This window comes from Paraburkholderia unamae (assembly GCF_003096875.1).
In the GTDB taxonomy this organism is placed as follows: Bacteria; Pseudomonadota; Gammaproteobacteria; order Burkholderiales; family Burkholderiaceae; genus Paraburkholderia; species Paraburkholderia unamae.
Genome location: NZ_QEOB01000036.1, coordinates 1 through 19,595 on the forward strand (window position 1 = coordinate 1; position 19,595 = coordinate 19,595).

A 19,595-nucleotide genomic window follows, 5' to 3' on the forward strand; every position below is an offset into this window, starting at 1 on the left:
CAGAGGCAGGCGGTACGCGAACAATATCTGCCCAAGCCCGATGTTCCGGTATTCCGGCCTCGGTTTTTTTGTGGCTTCTGCCATGCTAGACCCCTTGCAGCGAAAAATCGACTTCAAAGTTGAAAACGTCAGGACTGCGGAGCAACCTGATTAATGCGGTCTCTCTGAGAAGCCGGAAAGACCGGAACATCTGCGCGCCGCGCTCTGCCGTGACAAACCGGCACGGCAGCGCGGCGCGAGTCGCCTACCCCTTGCGTTGCACCACGAGATCGTTGTCCCGGGCGAACTTCAGCACGAAGTCGAAGGCGTAGGGCGCGACCTCGCGCATCCGGGCGTCGAGCACGACACACTTCAGGTTGCCGATAATCATCGGGCACACATAGGGCGAATAGCCGATGTGCAGGTTTTCCCGCCTGACGCCGCGCGCCCGCGGCCCGAAGCAGGACAAGGCGCCGGCCAGGCGCTCGGACCAGTCGCTGGGCCGGAATGTCTTGCCCTTGCTGGTGATACCTTGAATGACGTATGCAGAGGGATTCGCGGTGGTCATATGCAAATCTGTTCAGGCTCTGAAGAGGGGAGGCTCCTCAATGGAGGCGTTCAGTGCGCCAGTTCGACACGTCTGCCGCGCGCATTCGCATTCGCGTAGACAGCGCGGGCCTCGGGCATGTCGGGCTCGGTCGCGGCACGGTCCGCCGGCAAGCTCAGTTGCAGGATTTCGCTCGTCGTTTTCAACGACTCGCGCGCCTTGTCCGGATTCGACGAAAGCTGCGTGCCGAAACCCGGAATGATCTTGCGGATCGTCGCCTGCCACGCGGACGTGCGGAACTTGCTCTGAAACGCCCTTTCCAGCAGGTTCAGCATGATGGGCGCCGCCGTCGATGCGCCGGGGGAGGCGCCGAGCAGGCCCGCAATGCTGCCGTCCTGCGAGCAGACGATTTCGGTGCCAAGCTTGAGCACGCCGCCCCTCGTCTTGTCGCGCTTGATGATCTGCACGCGCTGACCGGCTTGCCAGAGTCGCCAGTCTTCCTGGCGGGCAAGCGGAAGATATTCCTGCAATGCCTGGAGGCGGTTGGCGTCGGAGAGCGTCAGTTGACCGGCCAGATACTTGATCAGCGAGAACTCGGAAAGCCCCACGCGCACCATCGGCACGATGTTGGTGATCTTCGTGCTGGCGAGCAGGTCGCTGTACGAACCGTTTTTCAGGAACTTGGTCGAGAACGTGGCGAACGGTCCGAACAGAATGGCCTTCTTGCCATCGAGAATGCGCGTGTCCAGGTGCGGCACCGACATGGGCGGCGAACCGACAGAAGCCTTGCCGTATGCCTTGGCGAAATGGCGGGCCGTGATCTCGCTGCTGTCCGCGACGAGGAACGAACCGCCCACCGGAAAGCCGCCGTACTCTTTCGCCTCGGGAATGCCGGATTCCTGCAACAGCGGCAGGGAGCCGCCGCCTGCGCCCACGAAAACGAAGCGGGCGTCGATCTGGCGGGTCTGCACGCGCGACTGCGTATCTTCCAGCGTCACGCGCCACGTGCCGTCGTCATTGCGCGAGATCTTCTGCACGTTGCTGTTCAGAAGCAGATCGAAGTTGGACTGACTGCTCAGGTAGCGCACGTATTGACGCGTGACTTCGCCGAAGTTCACGTCGGTGCCTTGCGGCGCCCACGTTGCGGCAACCTTCTGGCGGGGCTCGCGGCCTTCCATCATGAGCGGAACCCACTGCGCGATCTCGTCGTGCGATTCCGAATATTTCATGCCCTGAAAAAGCGCATTGGTCTGCAAGGCAGCGTAGCGATTTTTCAGGAAACGAGTGTTCTCGTCGCCCCAGACGAAACTCATGTGCGGCGTCGTGTTGATGAACGAGCGCGGCTGCTTCAGTATTCCGCGGCTGACACCCCAGGCCCAGAACTGCCGCGAGACCTGAAAGTCCTCGTTGATGCGCACGGCCTTCGTGATGTCGATGGCGCCGCTCGACGTTTGCGGCGTGTAGTTGAGTTCGGCGAGCGCGGTGTGCCCGGTGCCCGCGTTGTTCCAGCCGTTCGAACTCTCCGCGGCGACGCTGTCGAGCCGCTCGGCCATCATCATCGACCACTGGGGTTCGAGTTCGTGGAGCAGGACGCCGAGCGTCGCGCTCATGATGCCGCCGCCGATGAAGAGGACATCGACCCTGGCGTGGTCATTGCCGGATCCTGGTAGCGAGCGGCCAGAATGTTCCTGTCCCGATAGTGCTTCTCGATTCATTTGTGCCAAGATTCTCACCCGCTGTGGTTGATGCGGAAGTGGTTTGCCGTAATGGCCGCGTGAGCTGTTTCTTCCCGCAGGCCTTTTGTCGATCGATCCCGTCGAGCTCGCTCGTGGCGATCAGTCATGAAGAACGACAAAAATGGAATTCAGTTCGTTGACAGTGAATTGAAAAGGAAATCGCGAACCCATGATTGATTTCCTTCTTGTCCAGACGAACGCAATGGTACGGGCTCACTTCTGCTACATATAGCCGCAGTGTGGTAATGGACCTTTGCTTGATGGGTGTGAATTCTTGACGCAGGACGCGAGCGAACCTCGCATGCGCATTCTGCCGATGATTTCGCTTCAGTATGTGCGAGTGTCAAGATTTCTTTTATTCCATTTCACGACTAATCGGTGCTCGTGGGCTATGCCGTTGCGAGGCAATGGCGCGTAATGGAAGCCTGTTTGGCAACGGATGCGCGAATATGCGATGGCGCAGTCAATAAGGTCGCGAGCCGGCGCTCGGCCGAAGAAAGGGGCAGCGGAAAAGATCAATATGGCCGCCTGGAGCAGACTGTTCCAGAATCCGGGGTGAATCCAGACAGCGGCGAGCCGCGTGGAAGGGCGAGTGAAAGGGTGGAAATGGAAGGCGTTATTTTACCGGGCGGTCGGTCAATCGATATATCGATGCCGTATTCACTGACTATTAAAAGAAGACGTCGGTAATACGAAATCGGTCAATACAGCATTTCCATTTCCAGCATTACGATTGCCTTGAGAGCAGGCGCAATTCGCGCAGTTCGCCAGCGGGGCGCATGGAAGGAACTCTTCCATTGCCAGCACTTAATCAGGGCGGGGCGGCAAACTATAGTTCGCGGCACAGCAGCACGTTACGCTGCGCGTGAGGAGTTTAGTCGTGAAAGTTATGCCTTGTCTCTTGGTCGCCATGTCGCTTTTCGCCACCGCTGCGTATGCACAGGGAAACCATGCCCAGCCGTCCGCCGCCACCGAAACCGCCACGCAGAATGAAGCGGCGCCGGCGGCGCACAAGTTTGGCCGTGTTGACCACGATCGCCGTGAAGACAAAAAGGACGACTGTGTCGGTCCGGTGTCGTTCTGCAATATCTATTTCGGTAGCTGAGCGTTTGCTTCTGCGAATCGCTGCGAGCAAGTCGGTGCTGGAAGCGCATGGTATGGCCCGCCCATTGATCTGGATCGTTTTGCTGAACGGTTCGGAGGTGAAAATTGGACAACTCGAATGAGCATGTGTGGAAAAGCACCGTTGCGCTGCTCGGCCGGATTTCTTCGCCGGATGCCGGCGTAGGCAAGTACACCGTGAGCGGCCCCGATAATGGGCGGGGCCTCGCAAAAAGAGCCGCACCGGCGCGCGCCGGAGGACGGCCGGCCGATCTGGCCAACTGCACCATCGTCGATCGCATTTCCGCGTGTTCCATCATGGTTCGCTGGGGCGACGCGACCGTGGGGCACTATGGCGAGCAACTCTGGAAGCGCGGCATCGCGCGGCGCTCGACGTATTGCATCTTGAGCGGCATGCGGGTCAGGCGGGGCGATATCGTGTATCGGCCCTGCACGCGCGGACTGCGTCCGGCGAATTGCGAAGAGGTGATCCTGGCGGGCGTGCTGGAACAGGCTGACGCCGGCCTTTGCCAGGTATCGTGCGAGGTTTCGTCGGGCATCGACTAGAACGTTGCCCCGTGCAATCCTAGTGGCGCGAGAACTGGCGCAATTCAGACTCGTTCTGCATGAGTGTCGAAGGAAGTTGCTCGCGCAACATCTCCACCCACAGCCGCACCTTCGCGTCGGGATAACTGCGCGAAGGATGGATCGCGTAGACGCCCAGCGCGCGTGACGTGTAGTCGGGCAATATCCACGCGAGCTCGCCGCTGCGCAGCCCGCGCATTGCCGTGTAGATCGGCAGGAGGCCCACACCCATGCCTTCGCGCAACGCGACGGCCAGGGCCTCCGCAACGTTGACGCGGAACGTCGTCTGTTTCAGGTTGATCGTCTCTTCGCCCCTGGGGCCGCTGAAGCGCCACTGCGCGGGCGGGGCCTCGGGCGTCACGAGTTGCAGGCAGGTGTGCGCGGCAAGGTCGGCCGGCGTGCGCGGCACGCCGCGCTGTTCGAGATACCGCGGCGACGCGCACGCAATGCTGAACGTGCTGGCGAGGTGCTGCGATACGTAGCCCGAAGCCGGCTGCGCGGTTGCGAGAACGAGCGCCACGTCATACCCCTCTTCGAGCAGATCGGGCGTTTGCTGCGTGAGTGTCAGCTCCACGCTCACGTCGGGATAGCGCCGCCGGAATGCGCCAACGGCGGGCACGACGTAATGCTGGCCAAAGCCCGTTATCGCGTGGACCTTGAGTTTGCCGGACGGATGAGGGAGCGTGTCGGTGGCTTCGACTTCCGCCTGATCGACGTAGGCGAGGATCTGCTCGCACGAATTCAGGTAGCGTTTGCCCGCTTCCGTGAGCGCCATGCGGCGCGTCGTGCGGTTCAGCAGGCGCGTGCGCAGATGCGCTTCCAGATCCGATACCGCTCGCGACGCGCACGCAGTGGTGGAATTCAGGCGCCGGGCGGCGCCGGTGAAACTGCCGGCCTCGACCACGCGTACGAATACACGCATGTTTTGAAGCGTATCCATGCTCATCCTTCTTTTGACGCCGGGATTGTTACACGCTTCAAAAAAAGAATTGTCGCCTATATCGTGAATAATGCCTTCTAGCATTGTCGGTTATTCCGATGCCGTTCAAAAAATACAATGGCGCGTCGCAAACTAACGGCAAGTGAAGGAGTCAATTGTGCAGTCTCCGGTACCGAGAGGACTCGCCGCGCTCACGGTTCTTGCGTTCCCATTGATCATTGCGGGCTGTGCCAGTACCGGGGGAATCGCGCCGCAAGCGAAGCATGTGCAAGCATCGGAACTGGACGCGGGGTCGGCCATTCGCGCCGCCAATACCGACGCCCAGTGGCCCGCGAGCGACTGGTGGCGCAGCTACAACGACGCGCAGCTCAATGCCTGGATCGAAGCCTCGATCGCGGATAACCCGACGCTCGCGGCCGCCCAGGCGCGCGTGCGCGAGGCGCGCTCGATGGTGGGCGTGGCGCGCGCCGGCTTGCTCCCGCAGATCAACGGCAACATGTCCGTGCAGCGCCAGCACTGGTCCAACAATATTTATTACGGCCCGGGCGCGCTCGGTGATTCCAATTCCTGGAACAACACGGCGACGCTCGGTCTTTCCTATCACCTCGACCTGTGGGGCCAGGACCGCAACAACGCCGAGCGCGCGCTCGACATGGCGCACGCCACCGCGGCCGACGAACGCGCCGCCCGGCTCGAACTCGAAATCAATGTCACGCGCGCGTATATCGATCTTTCGATGAACTATGCGTTGCTCGACATCGCGAAACAGACGCTGGCGCAGCAGGAGAAGCTGCTTTCGCTCGCAAAGGGACGCTTTACGGGAGGGCTTGGCACGCAGCTCGAAGTGAGCGAGGCCGAAACGCCGCTGCCGGAGTACGAACGCCAGATCGATGCAGTCGAAGAGGACATTGCGCTTGGCAAGAACCGCCTGGCCGCGCTTGCGGGCAAGGGGCCGGGCGCCGGTGAGTCGATCGAGCGTCCGGCGCTCTCGCTTGCCGCGCCCGCGGGGCTGCCGTCTGCGCTGCCGGCCGAACTGATCGGGCATCGGCCCGACGTGGTCGCGGCGCGCTGGACCGTGGCGGCGCAGGCGCGCGGCATCGACGTGGCCAGGGCCGACTTCTATCCGAACGTCAACCTGCTCGTGTCGATGGGCGGCTACGCGGCCGCCGGCCCGCTGTTTCAGTTCCTGAAGTCGATGAGCGGCAGTTACACGGGCGGGCCCGCCGTTTCGCTGCCGATTTTCGACGGCGGGCGTCTGCGCGGCCAACTCGGCGCGCAGTCGGCGATTTACGACGTGGCCGTGGATCAGTACAACCAGACCATCGTGACCGCGCTCAGGGAGATTGCCGATCAGGTGGTGCGCATGCGCTCGCTCGCGACCCAGGAAGAGGACAGCCATCGCTCGGTGGCGAATGCCCAGCGCACGTTCGATCTGGCCACTGAAAGCTATCGGCGCGGGTTGCGCGACTATGTGAACGTCGTGATCGCGCAGAAGGACTTGCTGGCCTCGCAGCAGGGTCTCGTGCGCATTCAGGCCGAGCGCCTGAGCGCGCACGCGGCGCTGGTCGGCGCGTTGGGCGGTGGGGCCATCGATTCGTCAAGCAATCCTACGCAGGCGGAGCAGCTTCCCGCACACGGCAAAAAGAAGCGCGACTTGCCGCCGATGCCCGCGGCATGGCTGGCCCCCCCGCTGCCCGATGGGGGCGCGCAGCCCGCGGCACCGGTGGCGCGCCCCACTTCGCACGGTGGCTGATGCCGGCTATCCGCGAATTTCTGTTTGTGTGCGCGGCCCACGCGTTCGTTCAGCCGGACCGTTGCCGTCCGGCCGGAGTTTTTCATGCCTCGTGACATTGCAGTTTTCGAAGCCCTCATTCCGACCGCCGTGCTGCTGTTTTTTCTCGGCGCGGCGCTCACCTGGATACTCGATTCGGCGCTCGCCCGCATCGGCGTTTACCGGTTCGTCTGGCACGTCTCCCTCTTTCGGGTGAGCCTGCTGGTCGTCGTGTGCTGCGCGCTGGGTCTCGTCGTCTATCGTTGAACTCGATTCGAAGAATTATGAAATTGCGCAATATCATCGGCTTCTTTGCAACGGCCATTATCTTTGCCGTTGCCATTGCGAGCGGCCGCGCCTTGTGGGTCCACTACATGGACGAGCCGTGGACGCGCGACGGCCGCGTGCGCGCCGAGGTGGTCAATATCGCGCCGGACGTGTCAGGCGCCGTGGTGGAATTGCCCGTGCGCGACAATCAATGGGTTCGCAAGGGCGACCTGCTCATGCAGATCGACCCGTCGCACTACCGCATCGCGGTCGAGCAGGCGCAGGCCAATGTCGCTTCGCGCAAGGCCGAATTGCAGATGCGCCGCGACGACGCGAAGCGGCGCGCCGACATGGACAGCCTCGTGGTCTCCACGGAAAACCGCGAGAATGCCTCGCACGCCGCCAATGGCGCGCAGGCGCAATACGATCAGGCGGTGGCCGAACTCGACGCGGCGAAGCTCAACCTGGAACGTACGCGCGTGGTTTCCCCGGTGGATGGTTATGTGACAAACCTGCAAGTCTGGAAGGGCGATTACGCGATCCTTGGCCAGCCGAAGCTGGCCGTGATCGACAGCAATTCATTCTGGGTTTACGGCTATTTCGAGGAAACCAAACTGCCCGGCGTGAAACTCGGCGAGAAGGCCGAAATGCGGCTCATGAGCGGCGCCAGGTTCGAAGGTCATGTCGAAAGTATCTCCAGCGGCATTTACGACCGCGATAATCCGCAAAGCCGCGAACTGCTCGCCGATGTCAATCCGACCTACAACTGGGTGCGGCTGGCGCAGCGCGTGCCGGTGCGCATCCATATCGACAAGGTGCCCGAGAACGTGCACCTGGCCGCCGGGCTCACCTGCACCGTGGTCATCAAGCCCGGAAAATAAGCGCGCGCTGAGCGGCGGCTGGATTCAGCCGCCGCTCAGATTTTTTCGAGCAGGCGCTCGCCGATCAACAGGGCGTCGATGTCGTTTTGCGCGAAGCCGCGCAGGGCGTCGGCCGGAGATTCGACGAGCGGTTCGCCCGCCACGTTGAACGACGTGTTGAGGAGCACCGCCATGCCCGTTTCGCGCTCGAACGCGCGCAGCAGCGCGTGGAAGCCGGGGTTGTCCTGCTGCGAGACCGTCTGTGGCCGCGCCGTGCCGTCCACGTGCGTCACGGCCGCAAGGCGCGCTCGCCATGCGGGCCTCACCGCGCAGATGCGCAGCATGTAGGGGCTCGGAAGGTCGAGTTCGAAATAGCGCGCGGCGTCTTCGGCCGGCACGCAGGGTGCGAACGGGCGGAACGCTTCGCGGCGCTTCACGTCCAGGTTCATGCGCTCGCGCGCGCTGGCGCGCTCGGGGCTCATCAACAGCGAACGATTGCCGAGGGCGCGCGGCCCTATCTCCCCGCGCCCGGCGTGCAGCGCCACGCAGCGCCCGGCCGCGAGCAGTCTTGCCGCTTGCGCGGCGAGTTGCGCAGGCGTGCCGCGCGTTTCGCGGTAGCGCAGATGGGGCGGCATGGCCGCGAGCGCCGCCGCCACGCTGGCGAGGTCGTATGGCCTGCCGCCATAGGGCGAGAACGGGCCGGGCCGGAACGGCTCGCCGAGCACGCCGTGCCAGCCCCACAACGCGGCGCCGAGCGACGTGCCGCAATCCGCGCCGGCCGGCCCGGCGAACACGGCGTCGAATCCCGCTGCGCGCCACACGAGATCGTTGGCGCGGCCGTTGAGCGACACATTGCCCGCGAGGCACAGGCGGCGCATGCCCGTCATCGCGCGCACCGTTCGCGCGAGATGCAGCATGGCGCGCTCGCATTCGCGCTGCGCCGCATAAGCGAGCGCGGCGCGCGCGGCGTCGTCCGGCAGCGGCGGCGCGTGGAACAGACGCGAGCCGTGTGCGTCGCAATCGTCGCTGTAGTCGACATTGAGCCCTTCGAAGCGGCCTCGAAACACCGGCGCGCGCGCCGGGTCGCCGTAGGGCGCGAGGCCCATGGTTTTGCCCGTTTCGCGCGCGCCGAAGCCGATAGCCTGAGTGACGGCCTCGTAGAGCGCGCCGATGCCGCACGATGTGCTGCGCGCCACTTCCTCGATCCGCTCGCCGCGCGCGATCCAGACGCTTTGCGACGCGTGGCGCGCGCCCTGATCGCGCCGATGGCCGTCGACGACGAGAATGGCCGCTTCGTCGAACGGCGAGCAGTAGTATCCGGCCGCCGCATGGCACAACGCGTGTTCGACGTCGAGTTGCGCGACGTTGCCGAAGTGCGGCGGCGCAAACGTCGCGCCGCCGCCCGCGACGCGCGCAACGAGCGCGGGCCGGGCGTGTTCGGGCAGCCCGAGCGCGCTGCGGCACGCGGCCATGGCGTCGCTCGGGTAGGCGTTCGAATGCTTGATGCGGTCAAGGCGCTCCTGACTCGCGTGTGCCACCGCGCGCTCGCCGTGCGCGCTGATCACCCAGGCCGCGCCGGCGTCGGCGGCCGGTCCCGGTTGCAGGCCCAGTACGCCGCCGGCGCGGTCGTTGTCCGATATCGGGGAGGGGTAGGCGGTTGACATGAGGCGGTCTTGCGTCGAGGGTTCGGGCGGCGGTGTGAGGCGAGCCGCGATCATACCCGCGCGCCCGCGCGAGCCCTGCGGCGCTGGCGCTGACGCTGAGCCGTGGCGGCGAATAGCCAGCTACCCGCGAAGACGGCCACGATGGCGTACCCGGCTGCGCCCAGGTGCGCGTCCAGCGCGCCTGCGCCGTCCCAGAGCGATCCGCGCAGCGCGAACTTCTCGCCAATCAATCCGATGCCCTCGATCCCGCCAATCAGCAGCGCAAGCGCTGCTGAGAGCGCCGTGACGCCGACGTTGTAGCGGTGCTTGCGGGCGGGGTCGCGCAGCGCCCAGCCGTAGACGCCGAGCATCAGCATGCCGTCGGCGGTGTCGATGAGCGTCATGCCGGCCGTGAAGAGCGCCGGAAAGACCATGATCGACCAGATCGGCAAGTCATGCGTCGCGCTCGCGGCGGAGAGGCCGAGCACGCCGATCTCGGTCGCGGTGTCGAAGCCCAGACCAAACAGCACGCCGAGCACATACATGTGCCAGCTTTTCGTGACGATGCGGGTGAGCGGCCGCAGCACGCGCGCGAGCAGGCCGTGCGCATGCGGCGCGGCATCGTCGTGCGCGCCGCCGCGCCGCGCGCGACGGTACGACTGGATCACGGCGCGCAGCGTGAGCAGGTTGGAAATCGCGATCGCGAACAGAAAGATCGTCGAAACGGCGGTGCCGATGGTGCCCGCGACGTCGCGCACGGCGTCGAGCCGCTCGCGCAGGCCGAACGCGGCCGCGGCGATCGCCGCCGAGGCGAGCACCACGATGGTCGAGTGCCCCAGCGAGAACATCAGCCCGATCGTCACGGGCCGCTTGCCGTCGTGCATCAGCTTGCGCGTGACGTTGTCGATCGCGGCGATGTGGTCCGCGTCCACGGCGTGACGCAAGCCGAACGTGTAGGCCAGCATGCACGCGCCGAGCAGCGCGGGCCGCGAGCCGAACATCGCGATGGCCCAGCACCACGCGGCGAGATTGCACGCGAGAAGCATCGACAGCACGACGCCAATTTTCGCGCGCGTGGCGGAGCGTTTCGGGAATGACGGCGGGCGATGCGGGGGGTGAGGCAACGGAATATCCATCGTGTCTTGCTCGAATCGGTCGCCGGCCGTCTTGAGTGAACGGCGCACCGGCGAAAGGCATTCGATCAAGCAACCTCCGTTCCACCTTGCGGGCCATGCCTGTGGCCAGCGCCATTAGAAGGGTTTCTCAGCGCGATACGTGGTCGCGCTTGCCGCCCGCCAACGGATTGCGCGCACGGCGCAAGTGGTCACGACGTTGCCACTTTGGCGCGCGAATGGTTGCGTCGTAGCTACCCGCGCGGCCTGAACGCCGCGTCGCGACCGGCGTGTGACACACCGTCTGCGGAAGCATTTTTTCTTTTGTGATCTAGATCAACGGCACCTCCGACGCCGGTTTGGTGCACCCGTGCACGCAGTTGGCACGAATCTTGATCTTTGAGACCGCTAAACGCCGACAGGGGGGCGCCCGGAGACGCCGCCGTATGCCGGCGTCGCAGGGCCGAAGGCCATCAAGGAACCACACAGTGATCGAAACGTTTTATGAAGTCATGCGACGCCAGGGGATCTCGCGCCGCAGCTTCCTCAAATTCTGCTCGCTGACGGCGACGTCGCTCGGCCTCGGGCCCGCGTTCATGCCGAAGATCGCACACGCGATGGAGACCAGGCCGCGCACGCCGGTGCTCTGGCTGCACGGGCTCGAATGCACGTGCTGCTCGGAGTCGTTCATCCGCTCGGCGCACCCGCTGGCGAAAGACGTCGTGCTCTCGATGATCTCGCTCGACTACGACGACCTGTTGATGGCCTCCGCGGGGCACCAGGCCGAGGCGATCCTCGAAGAAGTGATGACGAAGTATCGCGGCAACTACATCCTCGCGGTCGAAGGCAATCCGCCGCTGAACCAGGACGGCATGAGCTGCATCATCGGCGGCAAGCCGTTCGTCGATCAGTTGCGCCGCGTGTCGAAGGACGCGAAGGCCGTGATTTCGTGGGGCTCGTGCGCGTCGTGGGGCTGCGTGCAGGCGGCGAAGCCCAACCCGACGCAGGCGGTGCCGATCCACAAGGTCATTACCGACAAGCCGATCATCAAGGTGCCCGGCTGCCCGCCGATCGCCGAGGTGATGACGGGCGTGATCACCTACATGCTCACCTTCGACCGCATGCCGGAGCTGGACCGCCAGGGCCGCCCGAAGATGTTCTACAGCCAGCGCATTCACGACAAGTGCTACCGCCGTCCGCATTTCGACGCGGGCCAGTTCGTCGAGTCGTGGGACGACGAAGCGGCACGGCGCGGCTACTGCCTCTACAAGGTCGGCTGCAAGGGCCCGACGACCTACAACGCCTGCTCGACCGTGCGCTGGAACGGCGGCACGAGCTTCCCCATTCAGGCGGGCCACGGCTGCATCGGCTGCTCCGAGGACGGGTTCTGGGACAAGGGCTCCTTCTACGACCGGCTCACCCAGATCAACCAGTTCGGCGTCGAAGCGAACGCCGACAGGATCGGCGGCACCGCGGCCGTCGTGGTGGGCGCCGCCGCCGCGGCGCATGCGGCCGCTTCCGCGATCCAGCGCGCCCGGTCGAACCACGACGCGAACCACGACGTGAAGCGGGACCTGAAGCAGGACGTGAAGCAGGACCACGACGGCCGATAGCCGCACCCAGCGTCCCCGCGCCGGGGCGCCGCCCACAAGTACAGGAAGCAGCACAGGAAAAAAACAAGCATGACAGCCATTTCCACCCAGGGGTTCCAGCTCGACAACAGCGGGCGGCGCATCGTCGTCGATCCGGTCACGCGCATCGAAGGCCACATGCGCGTGGAGGTCAACGTCGATTCGAACAACGTGATCCGCAACGCCGTCTCCACCGGCACCATGTGGCGCGGACTCGAAGTCATTCTCAAGGGCCGCGACCCGCGCGACGCGTGGGCGTTCGTCGAGCGCATCTGCGGGGTGTGCACGGGATGTCACGCGCTCGCTTCCGTGCGCGCCGTCGAGGACGCGCTCGACATCCGCATTCCGCCGAACGCGCACCTGATCCGCGAGATCATGGCGAAGACCTTGCAGGTGCATGACCACGTGGTGCACTTCTACCATCTGCACGCGCTCGACTGGGTCGATGTGGTCTCGGCGCTGAAGGCCGACCCCAAGCTCACGTCCGAATTGCAGCAACGCATCTCGCCCGCGCATCCGATGTCGTCGCCGGGCTATTTCCGCGACGTGCAGACGCGCCTGCGCAAGTTCGTCGAAAGCGGCCAGCTCGGGCCGTTCATGAACGGCTACTGGGGCAATCCCGCCTACGTGCTGCCGCCGGAAGCGAACCTGATGGCCGTGACGCACTACCTCGAAGCGCTCGACCTGCAAAAGGAGTGGGTGAAGATCCACACGATCTTCGGCGGCAAGAATCCGCACCCGAACTATCTCGTGGGCGGCGTGCCTTGCGCGATCAACATCGACGGCGATCTGGCCGCCGGTGCGCCGATCAACATGGAGCGCCTGAACTTCGTCAAGTCGCTCATCGACGAAGCGATCACCTTCTGCCGCAACGTCTATGTGCCCGATCTGCTTGCCATCGGCACGATCTACAAGGCGCGCGGCTGGCTGCATGGCGGCGGCCTCGCCGCGACCAACGTGATGGACTACGGCGCGTATCCGCTCGTCAACTACAACCCGTCCACCAACCAGATGCCGGGCGGCGCGATCCTCAACGGCGACTGGAACACGGTCCTGCCGGTCGATCCGCGCGACCCCGAGCAGGTGCAGGAGTTCGTGGCGCACTCCTGGTATCAATACCCGGACAACGACCGCGGGCTGCATCCGTGGGACGGCATCACCGAGCCGCATTACGAACTCGGGCCCAACACCAAGGGCACGCGCACCGCCATCGAGTCGATCGACGAGAGCGCCAAATACTCGTGGGTCAAGTCGCCGCGCTGGCGCGGGCACGCCATGGAAGTCGGGCCGTTGGCGCGCTACATCCTCGGCTACGCGCATGCGCAGCAGGGCAATACGCATTGCGGGCGCATCAAGGAGCAGATCGACGCCTCGCTGGTGGCCGTGAACCAGGACATGCCGAAGCTGCTCGGCTTGCCGGAAACCTCGCTTGGCGCGAAGCAACTGCTGCCGACCACCATCGGCCGCACGCTCGCCCGCGCGCTGGAAGCGGAGTATTGCGCCGAGATGATGGCGGACGACTGGCAAAGCCTCATCGACAACATCCGCAACGGCGACACCTCGACCGCGAACGTCGACAAGTGGGACCCTTCGACGTGGCCCGCCGAAGCGAAGGGCGTGGGCGCGGTCGCCGCGCCGCGCGGCGCGCTCGGTCACTGGATCCGGATCAAGGACGGCCGCATCGAGAATTACCAGTGCGTCGTGCCGAGCACCTGGAACGGCGGCCCGCGCGACGCGAAAGGGCAGATCGGCGCGTTCGAGGCGAGCCTCATGAACACGCCCATGGCGAACCCCGAGCAGCCTGTCGAGATCCTGCGCTCGCTGCATTCGTTCGATCCTTGCATGGCGTGCTCGACGCACGTGATGAGCGAGGACGGCGCGGAAATGACCACCGTGACCGTGCGCTAACTCCACCAGGCCGCCACGGCGCCTGCGCTCGCCGGCGCCGTGGCGGCCAAGAAAGGATGATGACGATGCAATCGTATTCCCGACGCGAAGAGGCGCGCGACACCGTTCCGCCCGCCGAGGCGATTTACGTGTACGAAGCGCCGGTGCGCATCTGGCACTGGATCAACGCGGCGTCGATCGTGGTGCTGGCGGTGACCGGCTATCTGATCGGCTCGCCGCTTCCCACGCAGCCCGGCGAGGCGAGCGCGCATTTTCTGATGGGCTATATCCGCTTCGCGCATTTCACCGCCGCCTACCTGTTCGCCATCGGACTCGCGGGCCGCGCGTATTGGGCCATTGTCGGCAATCACCACGCGCGCGAAATGTTCTGGGTGCCGGTGTTCACGCGCGAGTACTGGCTCGACATGCTCGCGATGCTGCGTTACTACGCGTTCCTCGGGCCCACGCCGCGCCAGTTCAGCGGACACAATCCGTTGTCGCGATTCGCGATGTTCTTCGTGTTTCTGCTGGTCTCGCTGTTCATGATCGTGACCGGCTTCGCGCTGTACGGCGAAGGCGCGCAGGCGGGGTCGTGGCAGCAGATTGCGTTTGGCTGGGTGCGTCCGCTGCTCGGCCAGTCGCAAGGCGTGCACACCTGGCATCACCTCGGCATGTGGGCGATCCTGATCTTCGTGATCCTGCATGTCTATGCGGCGATCCGCGAGGACATCATGGGCCGCCAAAGCGTGGTCGGCTCGATGATCTCGGGCTACCGCACGTTCAAGAAGTGAGGCCGCGATGCTGACTTCCCCGCAAAGCGGCGCGCCCGCCATCGTCGTGCTCGGCATCGGCAACGTGCTGTGGGCCGACGAGGGCTTTGGCGTGCGCTGCATCGAGGCGCTCCAGCAGCGCTTCGAATTCGCCCCGCACGTGAGCCTCATGGACGGTGGCACGCAAGGGCTGTATCTGGTCCAGTACGTCCAGGCCGCCGACAGCCTGCTGATTTTCGACGCCGTCGATTACGGTCTCGCACCCGGCACGCTGAAGATCGTTGAGGATGACGAAGTACCGGCATTCCTCGGCGTGCGCAAGATGAGCCTGCACCAGACCGGCTTCCAGGAGGTGCTGATGCTTGCGCGCCTGACCGGCCGGTATCCGCGCCGCGTGCTGCTGGTCGGCTGCCAGCCCGACGAAGTGGACGATTACGGCGGCAGCCTGCGGCCCGCCGTGAAGGCGTCGCTGGAGCGCGCGCTCGAACTGGGCGTCGAGCGCCTCGCGGCATGGGGCGGCGAGCCCTCGCCACGCCGCACGCCGCTGCGCGCCGACGAGGCGGTCACGCTGCCGCATCTCGCGCTCGCGCGCTACGAAGGCGAGCGGCCGAGCGAGGCCGATGCCTGCCGTACCGGCGACGAGCGGGTGTTGCTGCGCTCGCGCCACGAGGAGCCGCCGTCGTGTGCATAGGCGTGCCGATGCGGGTGATCGAGGCGCAGGGTTTGCAGGCGTGGTGCGACGCGCGCGGCGAGCGCCGCCGCATCGACACTTCGCTGGTTGGCCCATGCAGCGCCGGTGAATGGCTGCTGGTCTTTCTCGACGCGGCGCGCGAGAAGATCGACGCGACGCGCGCGGCGGAAATCGACGCGACGCTTTCGCTCGTCGAACGGGCGCTGGCGGGCGACGCCGCCATGGCCCGCGCGAACGCGCATTTTGAATTGCCGTCCGCGCTTGGCGTGGACGACCTGATCCGGCTGACCGGCGGCGTGCGAACGGCGCGCGGCGGTCACCGGTCCTCCGAGGAATCGACATGACAAATACGAGCGGCGCCGCGCATGACGCGGCGCCCGTGGTGCAGCGGCTGATCGACGACGGACACGCCGTGTTCGTGGACGAACGCACGCTCGACGAATGGCTTGCGGACGGCGGCGAATGTGTCGTGCTGCTCGCGGGCGACCCGGTGCGCTTTCCCGAATCGCTCGACGTGGCCGTGGTGCTGCCCGAACTCGCGCGCCTGGCGGCGGGCCGCTTTGGCCGCACCTTGCGCGCGGCGGTGGCGACGCGCGCAAGCGAGGACGCGATTGCGCGCCGCTTCGGCTCGCAGCGCTGGCCCGCTTTGCTGTGGCTGCGCGACGGCGGCTATGTCACGACGCTCGCGGGCATGATGGACTGGGACGATTACGTGGCCAACGTCGCCCATGCGCTCGCGCAGCCGACTACGCGGGCGCCTTCGATCGGCATTCCCGTTCACGCCGCCGGCGCTTCGGCGGGCTGTCACTAATCGTCGTTAAGCGTCGTTACGCCTCGTTAAGCGTCGATTGCACATCGATCAATCATCGGGATTGCCAACCATGTCCATGATTCCGTTTCCCGTTCCCGTCGTGCCGTTCGGCCCTGGCAGCCAGGACGAGGGCGATGCGGTGCTCGACTATCTGCCGATGCCGCAAGGCATGCGCACCTATGTCGCGCCGTCGCTGCCGGAGCGCGCCGATGCGCGCTCGCTCGACGCCGCGCGCGGCGTGCTGCGCGAAGTATTGCGCGTACTCGCGGCATACGAACCCGGCACGCCGCCCGAAGTGGTCGATCTCACGACCTGCGACGCGGCGGCGCTGCGCATTCTCAACGACGTGCTGGGCGAGGGCGAGGTCAGCGCGCGTATCGACGATGCGCAGCGCGGCAGCGTTCTGATCCAGGAGACCGTATTTACCGGGCTGTGGCGCGTGGTCGAGCCCGGCGGCGCGAGCGGGGCCGACCGCCTCGAAATCGGCGCGGCTCCGGCGCTTCTCGCGCGGCCCGCGCAGGGCACGCAGCCGATGGCGCCCTTGCCGGCGTTGCTGCCGCCGGGCGTGATGAACGCGCCTTCGATCCTGAGCGAGGTGCGCGATCACGTCGCGCGCTGGCGTGCCGGCGATGCGCCTCACGTTCTCAACCTGACGCTCCTGCCGTTGTCGCCGGGCGACGAGCAAATGATCGACGCCGTGCTGGGCGAGGGCGCGGTGCAAGTGCTCTCGCGCGGCTATGGAAATTGCCGCGTGGGCAGCACGGCGATCGCGAATTGCTGGCGCGTGGCCTATTTCAACTCGCAGGACACGCTGATCCTGAACACGATCGAGATCACCGATCTGCCGGAGGTCGTGTGCGCCGCGCCGGAAGACCTCGCGGATTCGCGCGAGCGGCTGGCCCAGTTGATCGAGTGGGTGGGCGAGGCGTGACGATGGACGAGCGTACGAGGCAATTCGAGGGCAGCTATCTCGGCGACAGCAGCCGCATCGGGGCGCATACGCGCCTCGAATGCAAGATCTGCTGGTGGATCTACGATCCCGAACAAGGCGACCCGGTGTGGCAGATTCCGCCGCACGTGCCCTTCGCGGCGCTGCCCGCGCACTGGCGCTGCCCCGTTTGCGACGGCGCGGCGGACCAGTTCATGGTGCTGGGGGACGCGGCTTGACCGCGCGCGCTGTCGTGCGAGATGCGGTGAGCGATGCAGTGCAAGATGCGGCGCACGGCGATCCACGGGTGGCGGCGCTGGTCGCGCACTTCGAGACGGTCGCAAGCGGTGCGATGCGCGACATGGCGGTTGTGAATCGCGCGTTGCGCGTCGAAGCGATCGGCTTCGCGCCGAAGGCGGGCGAAGCCGGGGCGCGAGGCGCATGGCTTGGCGTGCTGATCACGCCGTGGTCGATGAATCTGCTCTGGCTGCCCGGCGCGACGCAGGACTCGGCGCCATGTCCGCGCCCAGGCGGCAAAGCGTGCTTGCGCGTAGGCAACGTCGATTTCGAATGGATCGGCGCGCATGCGCAAGACGTGGGGGCGTACGCGTGCTGCTCGCTCTTTTCGCCGATGTTCGAATTCGCCGGGCAAGAGAGCGCCGCCGCGACCGCGCGGGCCGTGCTTGCGCAGTTGCGCGGTGCAGAAGGCGGTGGGCAGGGCGACGGGAAGGGCGACACATCGGCCGTCGCGCCGCGCGCGTCGCGTCGCGCGTTCCTGTTGCGGCCGGGCGCGTTCGGGAGCGCTGCATGAGCGCGGCGACGCAGGCCGCGTCGGCCGCGTTGGCTGCGCTGGCCGGGCAGTACCGGGTGCGCCCCGGTCGGCCGGACAGCATCGCGGGTGGCCGTCCGCCGCTCGCCGCCGCGCTGCTGCGCGGGCAACCGGCGGCAAGCGCCGCGTCGCGGCTTTCGGCGCTGTTTGCGCTGTGCGGACTCGCGCACAGGCTCTGCGCGGAACTTGCGGTCGGCGCGGCGGGCGCTTCCGTCGAGCACGAGCGGGAGGACGACGCGAACGCGGCTCATGCCGCGATGCTCACGCGCGAGACGCTCGCCGTGCATCTGCGCTGCATCTGGACCGACTGGCCCGTGCGGCTGGCCGCCGCCGCGCCGCATAGGCCGCCTGATGTCGGAACGGCGGTCGAAGCGGCAGGCGCGCCCGAATGGGTGGAGCGGCATGTTCTCGGCATGCCCGCGCGCCAGTGGCTCGCGCACTGGACGGACGATCCGCGCGGTTGCCTGAGCGCCTGGAGCGCGCGGGCCGAGACGTTCCCGGCCCGGTTGCTGGCGGACTGCCGCGCCTACGCCGATACGGCGTGCGTCACGCCGCGGCCGCTCGTGATCGACGAAGCGCGGTTGAGCGAACTGGCCACGGCGATTGCCGGGAGTCCCGCTTTCGCGCAAGCGCCCTTGCAGCACGGCCTGCCCGCGGAGACCGGCGTGTGGACGCGTAGCGACGATCCGCGCGCGCTGGACTACGATACGCCCTGGCTGCGGCTTGGCGCGCGCGTCGCGGACGTGGCCCGGCTGGTGGCGGGCGGCGGCGGTGCAGGCGCGCTGCGCTTTGGCGCGCGGACCTGCGCGCCCGGCGAGGCGATCGGCTGGTGCGAGATGGCGCGCGGCGTGCTGGTTCATTGGGTGCGGCTCGCGCCGGACGATGCCGGGTTCGACGACATCCGCATCGAGGACTACCGCGTGGTCGCGCCGACCGAGTGGAATTTCCACCGCCAGGGCACGCTCGCGCAAGCCTTGTCGCGGCTCGACCCCGCGCCGGATGACGGCGCGCTGGCCGCGCGCACCGGCGTGTGGATGGGCGCGTTCGATCCGTGTATCGCCTATACGGTCGACACGGACGGCGCGTGAGTGCAGCGCGATGAAACGAAGCATGGAATACCGGGCGGGACCCACGATATGCATGAAGTAAGCCTGGCCGGCGGCGTGCTGGCATCGGTCGAAGCGGCCGCCGAGCGCGAGCGCTTCGTCCGCGTGAAGGTGCTGAGGCTCGAAGTCGGGCGCCTCGCGGGCGTCGAGGTCGAGGCGCTGCGCTTCGCCCTCGAAGCGATCGCCCCCGGCACCTGCCTCGCCGGCGCGCGCGTCGAGATCGAGGAACCCGCGGGCAGCGCGTGGTGCATGAACTGCAACGCGACCGTGCCGCTGGCCGCGCGGGGTGAGCCCTGCGCGCATTGCGGCGGCTACTGGCTCCAGCCGAACGGCGGCACGGCGCTGCGCATCGTCGACCTGATCGTCGACGATGCCTGACAATCATCGGATTAGCACAAGGA

Annotated in this window: 21 protein-coding genes and 1 pseudogene; 16 read left to right on the plus strand and 6 right to left on the minus strand. The window is 66.1% G+C overall.

The genetic code is table 11. The features are described 5' to 3' along the window. The 3 genes and pseudogenes from C7402_RS47895 to mqo form a co-directional block, all read right to left on the minus strand. Window positions 1-84, minus strand: a pseudogene (locus tag C7402_RS47895) (succinate dehydrogenase, cytochrome b556 subunit); the annotation flags it as partial. 160 nt (window positions 85-244) lie between these two features. Continuing rightward, window positions 245-547 carry a DUF3579 domain-containing protein gene (locus C7402_RS41655; protein WP_112171491.1) on the minus strand — a complete coding sequence of 101 codons (303 nt, stop codon included), beginning with the start codon at window positions 545-547 and terminating at the stop codon, window positions 245-247. Window positions 548-597: 50 nt separating this feature from the next. Next, a complete protein-coding gene (gene mqo, locus C7402_RS41660) occupies window positions 598-2,250 on the minus strand; it encodes a malate dehydrogenase (quinone) (RefSeq protein WP_425273823.1) in 1,653 nt (550 codons plus the stop codon). A gap of 901 nt (window positions 2,251-3,151) precedes the next feature. Between mqo and C7402_RS41665 the strand changes: the two genes are divergently transcribed. After that, complete coding sequence (locus C7402_RS41665; protein WP_112171493.1) at window positions 3,152-3,367, plus strand: hypothetical protein; 216 nt, start codon at window positions 3,152-3,154, stop codon at window positions 3,365-3,367. Between the two features lie 104 nt (window positions 3,368-3,471). Continuing rightward, the gene (locus tag C7402_RS41670; RefSeq protein WP_116614719.1) at window positions 3,472-3,930 is read left to right on the plus strand and encodes a DUF3331 domain-containing protein; all 459 of its coding nucleotides are present in this window, start codon (window positions 3,472-3,474) and stop codon (window positions 3,928-3,930) included. A 19-nt stretch (window positions 3,931-3,949) separates the two neighbouring features. Here C7402_RS41670 and C7402_RS41675 read toward each other — a convergent pair whose 3' ends face one another. Beyond that, a complete protein-coding gene (locus C7402_RS41675; RefSeq protein WP_116614720.1) occupies window positions 3,950-4,888 on the minus strand; it encodes a LysR family transcriptional regulator in 939 nt (312 codons plus the stop codon). A 157-nt stretch (window positions 4,889-5,045) separates the two neighbouring features. Here C7402_RS41675 and C7402_RS41680 point away from each other — a divergent pair, with 157 nt between their 5' ends. The 3 genes from C7402_RS41680 to C7402_RS41690 all read left to right on the plus strand — a co-directional run bounded on the left by C7402_RS41680 (window position 5,046) and on the right by C7402_RS41690 (window position 7,807). Then, window positions 5,046-6,641, plus strand: coding sequence for an efflux transporter outer membrane subunit (locus C7402_RS41680; protein WP_116614721.1), 1,596 nt, complete (start codon window positions 5,046-5,048; stop codon window positions 6,639-6,641). Between the two features lie 84 nt (window positions 6,642-6,725). Then, a complete protein-coding gene (locus tag C7402_RS41685) occupies window positions 6,726-6,926 on the plus strand; it encodes a DUF1656 domain-containing protein (RefSeq protein WP_112171497.1) in 201 nt (66 codons plus the stop codon). A 17-nt stretch (window positions 6,927-6,943) separates the two neighbouring features. After that, a complete protein-coding gene (locus tag C7402_RS41690; protein WP_112171498.1) occupies window positions 6,944-7,807 on the plus strand; it encodes an efflux RND transporter periplasmic adaptor subunit in 864 nt (287 codons plus the stop codon). A gap of 35 nt (window positions 7,808-7,842) precedes the next feature. Here the strand turns inward: C7402_RS41690 and C7402_RS41695 are convergent, their stop codons facing one another. Continuing rightward, window positions 7,843-9,450 carry a carbamoyltransferase C-terminal domain-containing protein gene (locus C7402_RS41695; protein WP_116614768.1) on the minus strand — a complete coding sequence of 536 codons (1,608 nt, stop codon included), beginning with the start codon at window positions 9,448-9,450 and terminating at the stop codon, window positions 7,843-7,845. Window positions 9,451-9,500: 50 nt separating this feature from the next. Beyond that, window positions 9,501-10,565: a HoxN/HupN/NixA family nickel/cobalt transporter gene (locus C7402_RS41700; RefSeq protein ID WP_116614769.1), complete on the minus strand. Its 1,065-nt coding sequence runs from the start codon at window positions 10,563-10,565 to the stop codon at window positions 9,501-9,503. Between the two features lie 464 nt (window positions 10,566-11,029). On the opposite strand from C7402_RS41700, the gene C7402_RS41705 reads away from it, so the two are divergent. From C7402_RS41705 to C7402_RS41755, 11 genes are all read left to right on the plus strand, one after another. Continuing rightward, window positions 11,030-12,154: a hydrogenase small subunit gene (locus C7402_RS41705; RefSeq protein ID WP_279635607.1), complete on the plus strand. Its 1,125-nt coding sequence runs from the start codon at window positions 11,030-11,032 to the stop codon at window positions 12,152-12,154. A gap of 69 nt (window positions 12,155-12,223) precedes the next feature. After that, complete coding sequence (locus C7402_RS41710; protein ID WP_116614723.1) at window positions 12,224-14,080, plus strand: nickel-dependent hydrogenase large subunit; 1,857 nt, start codon at window positions 12,224-12,226, stop codon at window positions 14,078-14,080. Window positions 14,081-14,139: 59 nt separating this feature from the next. After that, on the plus strand, window positions 14,140-14,850 hold the full coding sequence (gene cybH, locus C7402_RS41715) for a Ni/Fe-hydrogenase, b-type cytochrome subunit (protein WP_112171501.1): 711 nt from the start codon (window positions 14,140-14,142) through the stop codon (window positions 14,848-14,850). Between the two features lie 7 nt (window positions 14,851-14,857). Next, a complete protein-coding gene (locus C7402_RS41720; protein WP_116614724.1) occupies window positions 14,858-15,520 on the plus strand; it encodes a HyaD/HybD family hydrogenase maturation endopeptidase in 663 nt (220 codons plus the stop codon). Then, window positions 15,511-15,864 carry a HypC/HybG/HupF family hydrogenase formation chaperone gene (locus C7402_RS41725; protein WP_116614725.1) on the plus strand — a complete coding sequence of 118 codons (354 nt, stop codon included), beginning with the start codon at window positions 15,511-15,513 and terminating at the stop codon, window positions 15,862-15,864. Before C7402_RS41720 ends, C7402_RS41725 begins: the two co-directional genes overlap by 10 nt. Beyond that, a complete protein-coding gene (locus C7402_RS41730) occupies window positions 15,861-16,331 on the plus strand; it encodes a thioredoxin domain-containing protein (protein WP_116614726.1) in 471 nt (156 codons plus the stop codon). The genes C7402_RS41725 and C7402_RS41730 overlap by 4 nt, the downstream gene beginning before the upstream one ends. Window positions 16,332-16,401: 70 nt before the next feature. Next, complete coding sequence (locus tag C7402_RS41735) at window positions 16,402-17,262, plus strand: hydrogenase expression/formation protein (RefSeq protein WP_116614727.1); 861 nt, start codon at window positions 16,402-16,404, stop codon at window positions 17,260-17,262. A 2-nt stretch (window positions 17,263-17,264) separates the two neighbouring features. Further along, the gene (locus tag C7402_RS41740) at window positions 17,265-17,498 is read left to right on the plus strand and encodes a rubredoxin (RefSeq protein ID WP_112171506.1); all 234 of its coding nucleotides are present in this window, start codon (window positions 17,265-17,267) and stop codon (window positions 17,496-17,498) included. A gap of 26 nt (window positions 17,499-17,524) precedes the next feature. Further along, the gene (hybE, locus tag C7402_RS41745) at window positions 17,525-18,070 is read left to right on the plus strand and encodes a [NiFe]-hydrogenase assembly chaperone HybE (protein ID WP_244315062.1); all 546 of its coding nucleotides are present in this window, start codon (window positions 17,525-17,527) and stop codon (window positions 18,068-18,070) included. Further along, entirely contained in the window at window positions 18,067-19,176 is a 1,110-nt protein-coding gene (locus C7402_RS41750) for a hydrogenase maturation factor HoxV/HupK (RefSeq protein WP_116614729.1), read from the plus strand. The genes hybE and C7402_RS41750 overlap by 4 nt, the downstream gene beginning before the upstream one ends. A 48-nt stretch (window positions 19,177-19,224) precedes the next feature. Continuing rightward, window positions 19,225-19,572 carry a hydrogenase maturation nickel metallochaperone HypA/HybF gene (locus tag C7402_RS41755; protein ID WP_112171509.1) on the plus strand — a complete coding sequence of 116 codons (348 nt, stop codon included), beginning with the start codon at window positions 19,225-19,227 and terminating at the stop codon, window positions 19,570-19,572. The last annotated feature ends 23 nt before the right edge of the window (window positions 19,573-19,595 follow it).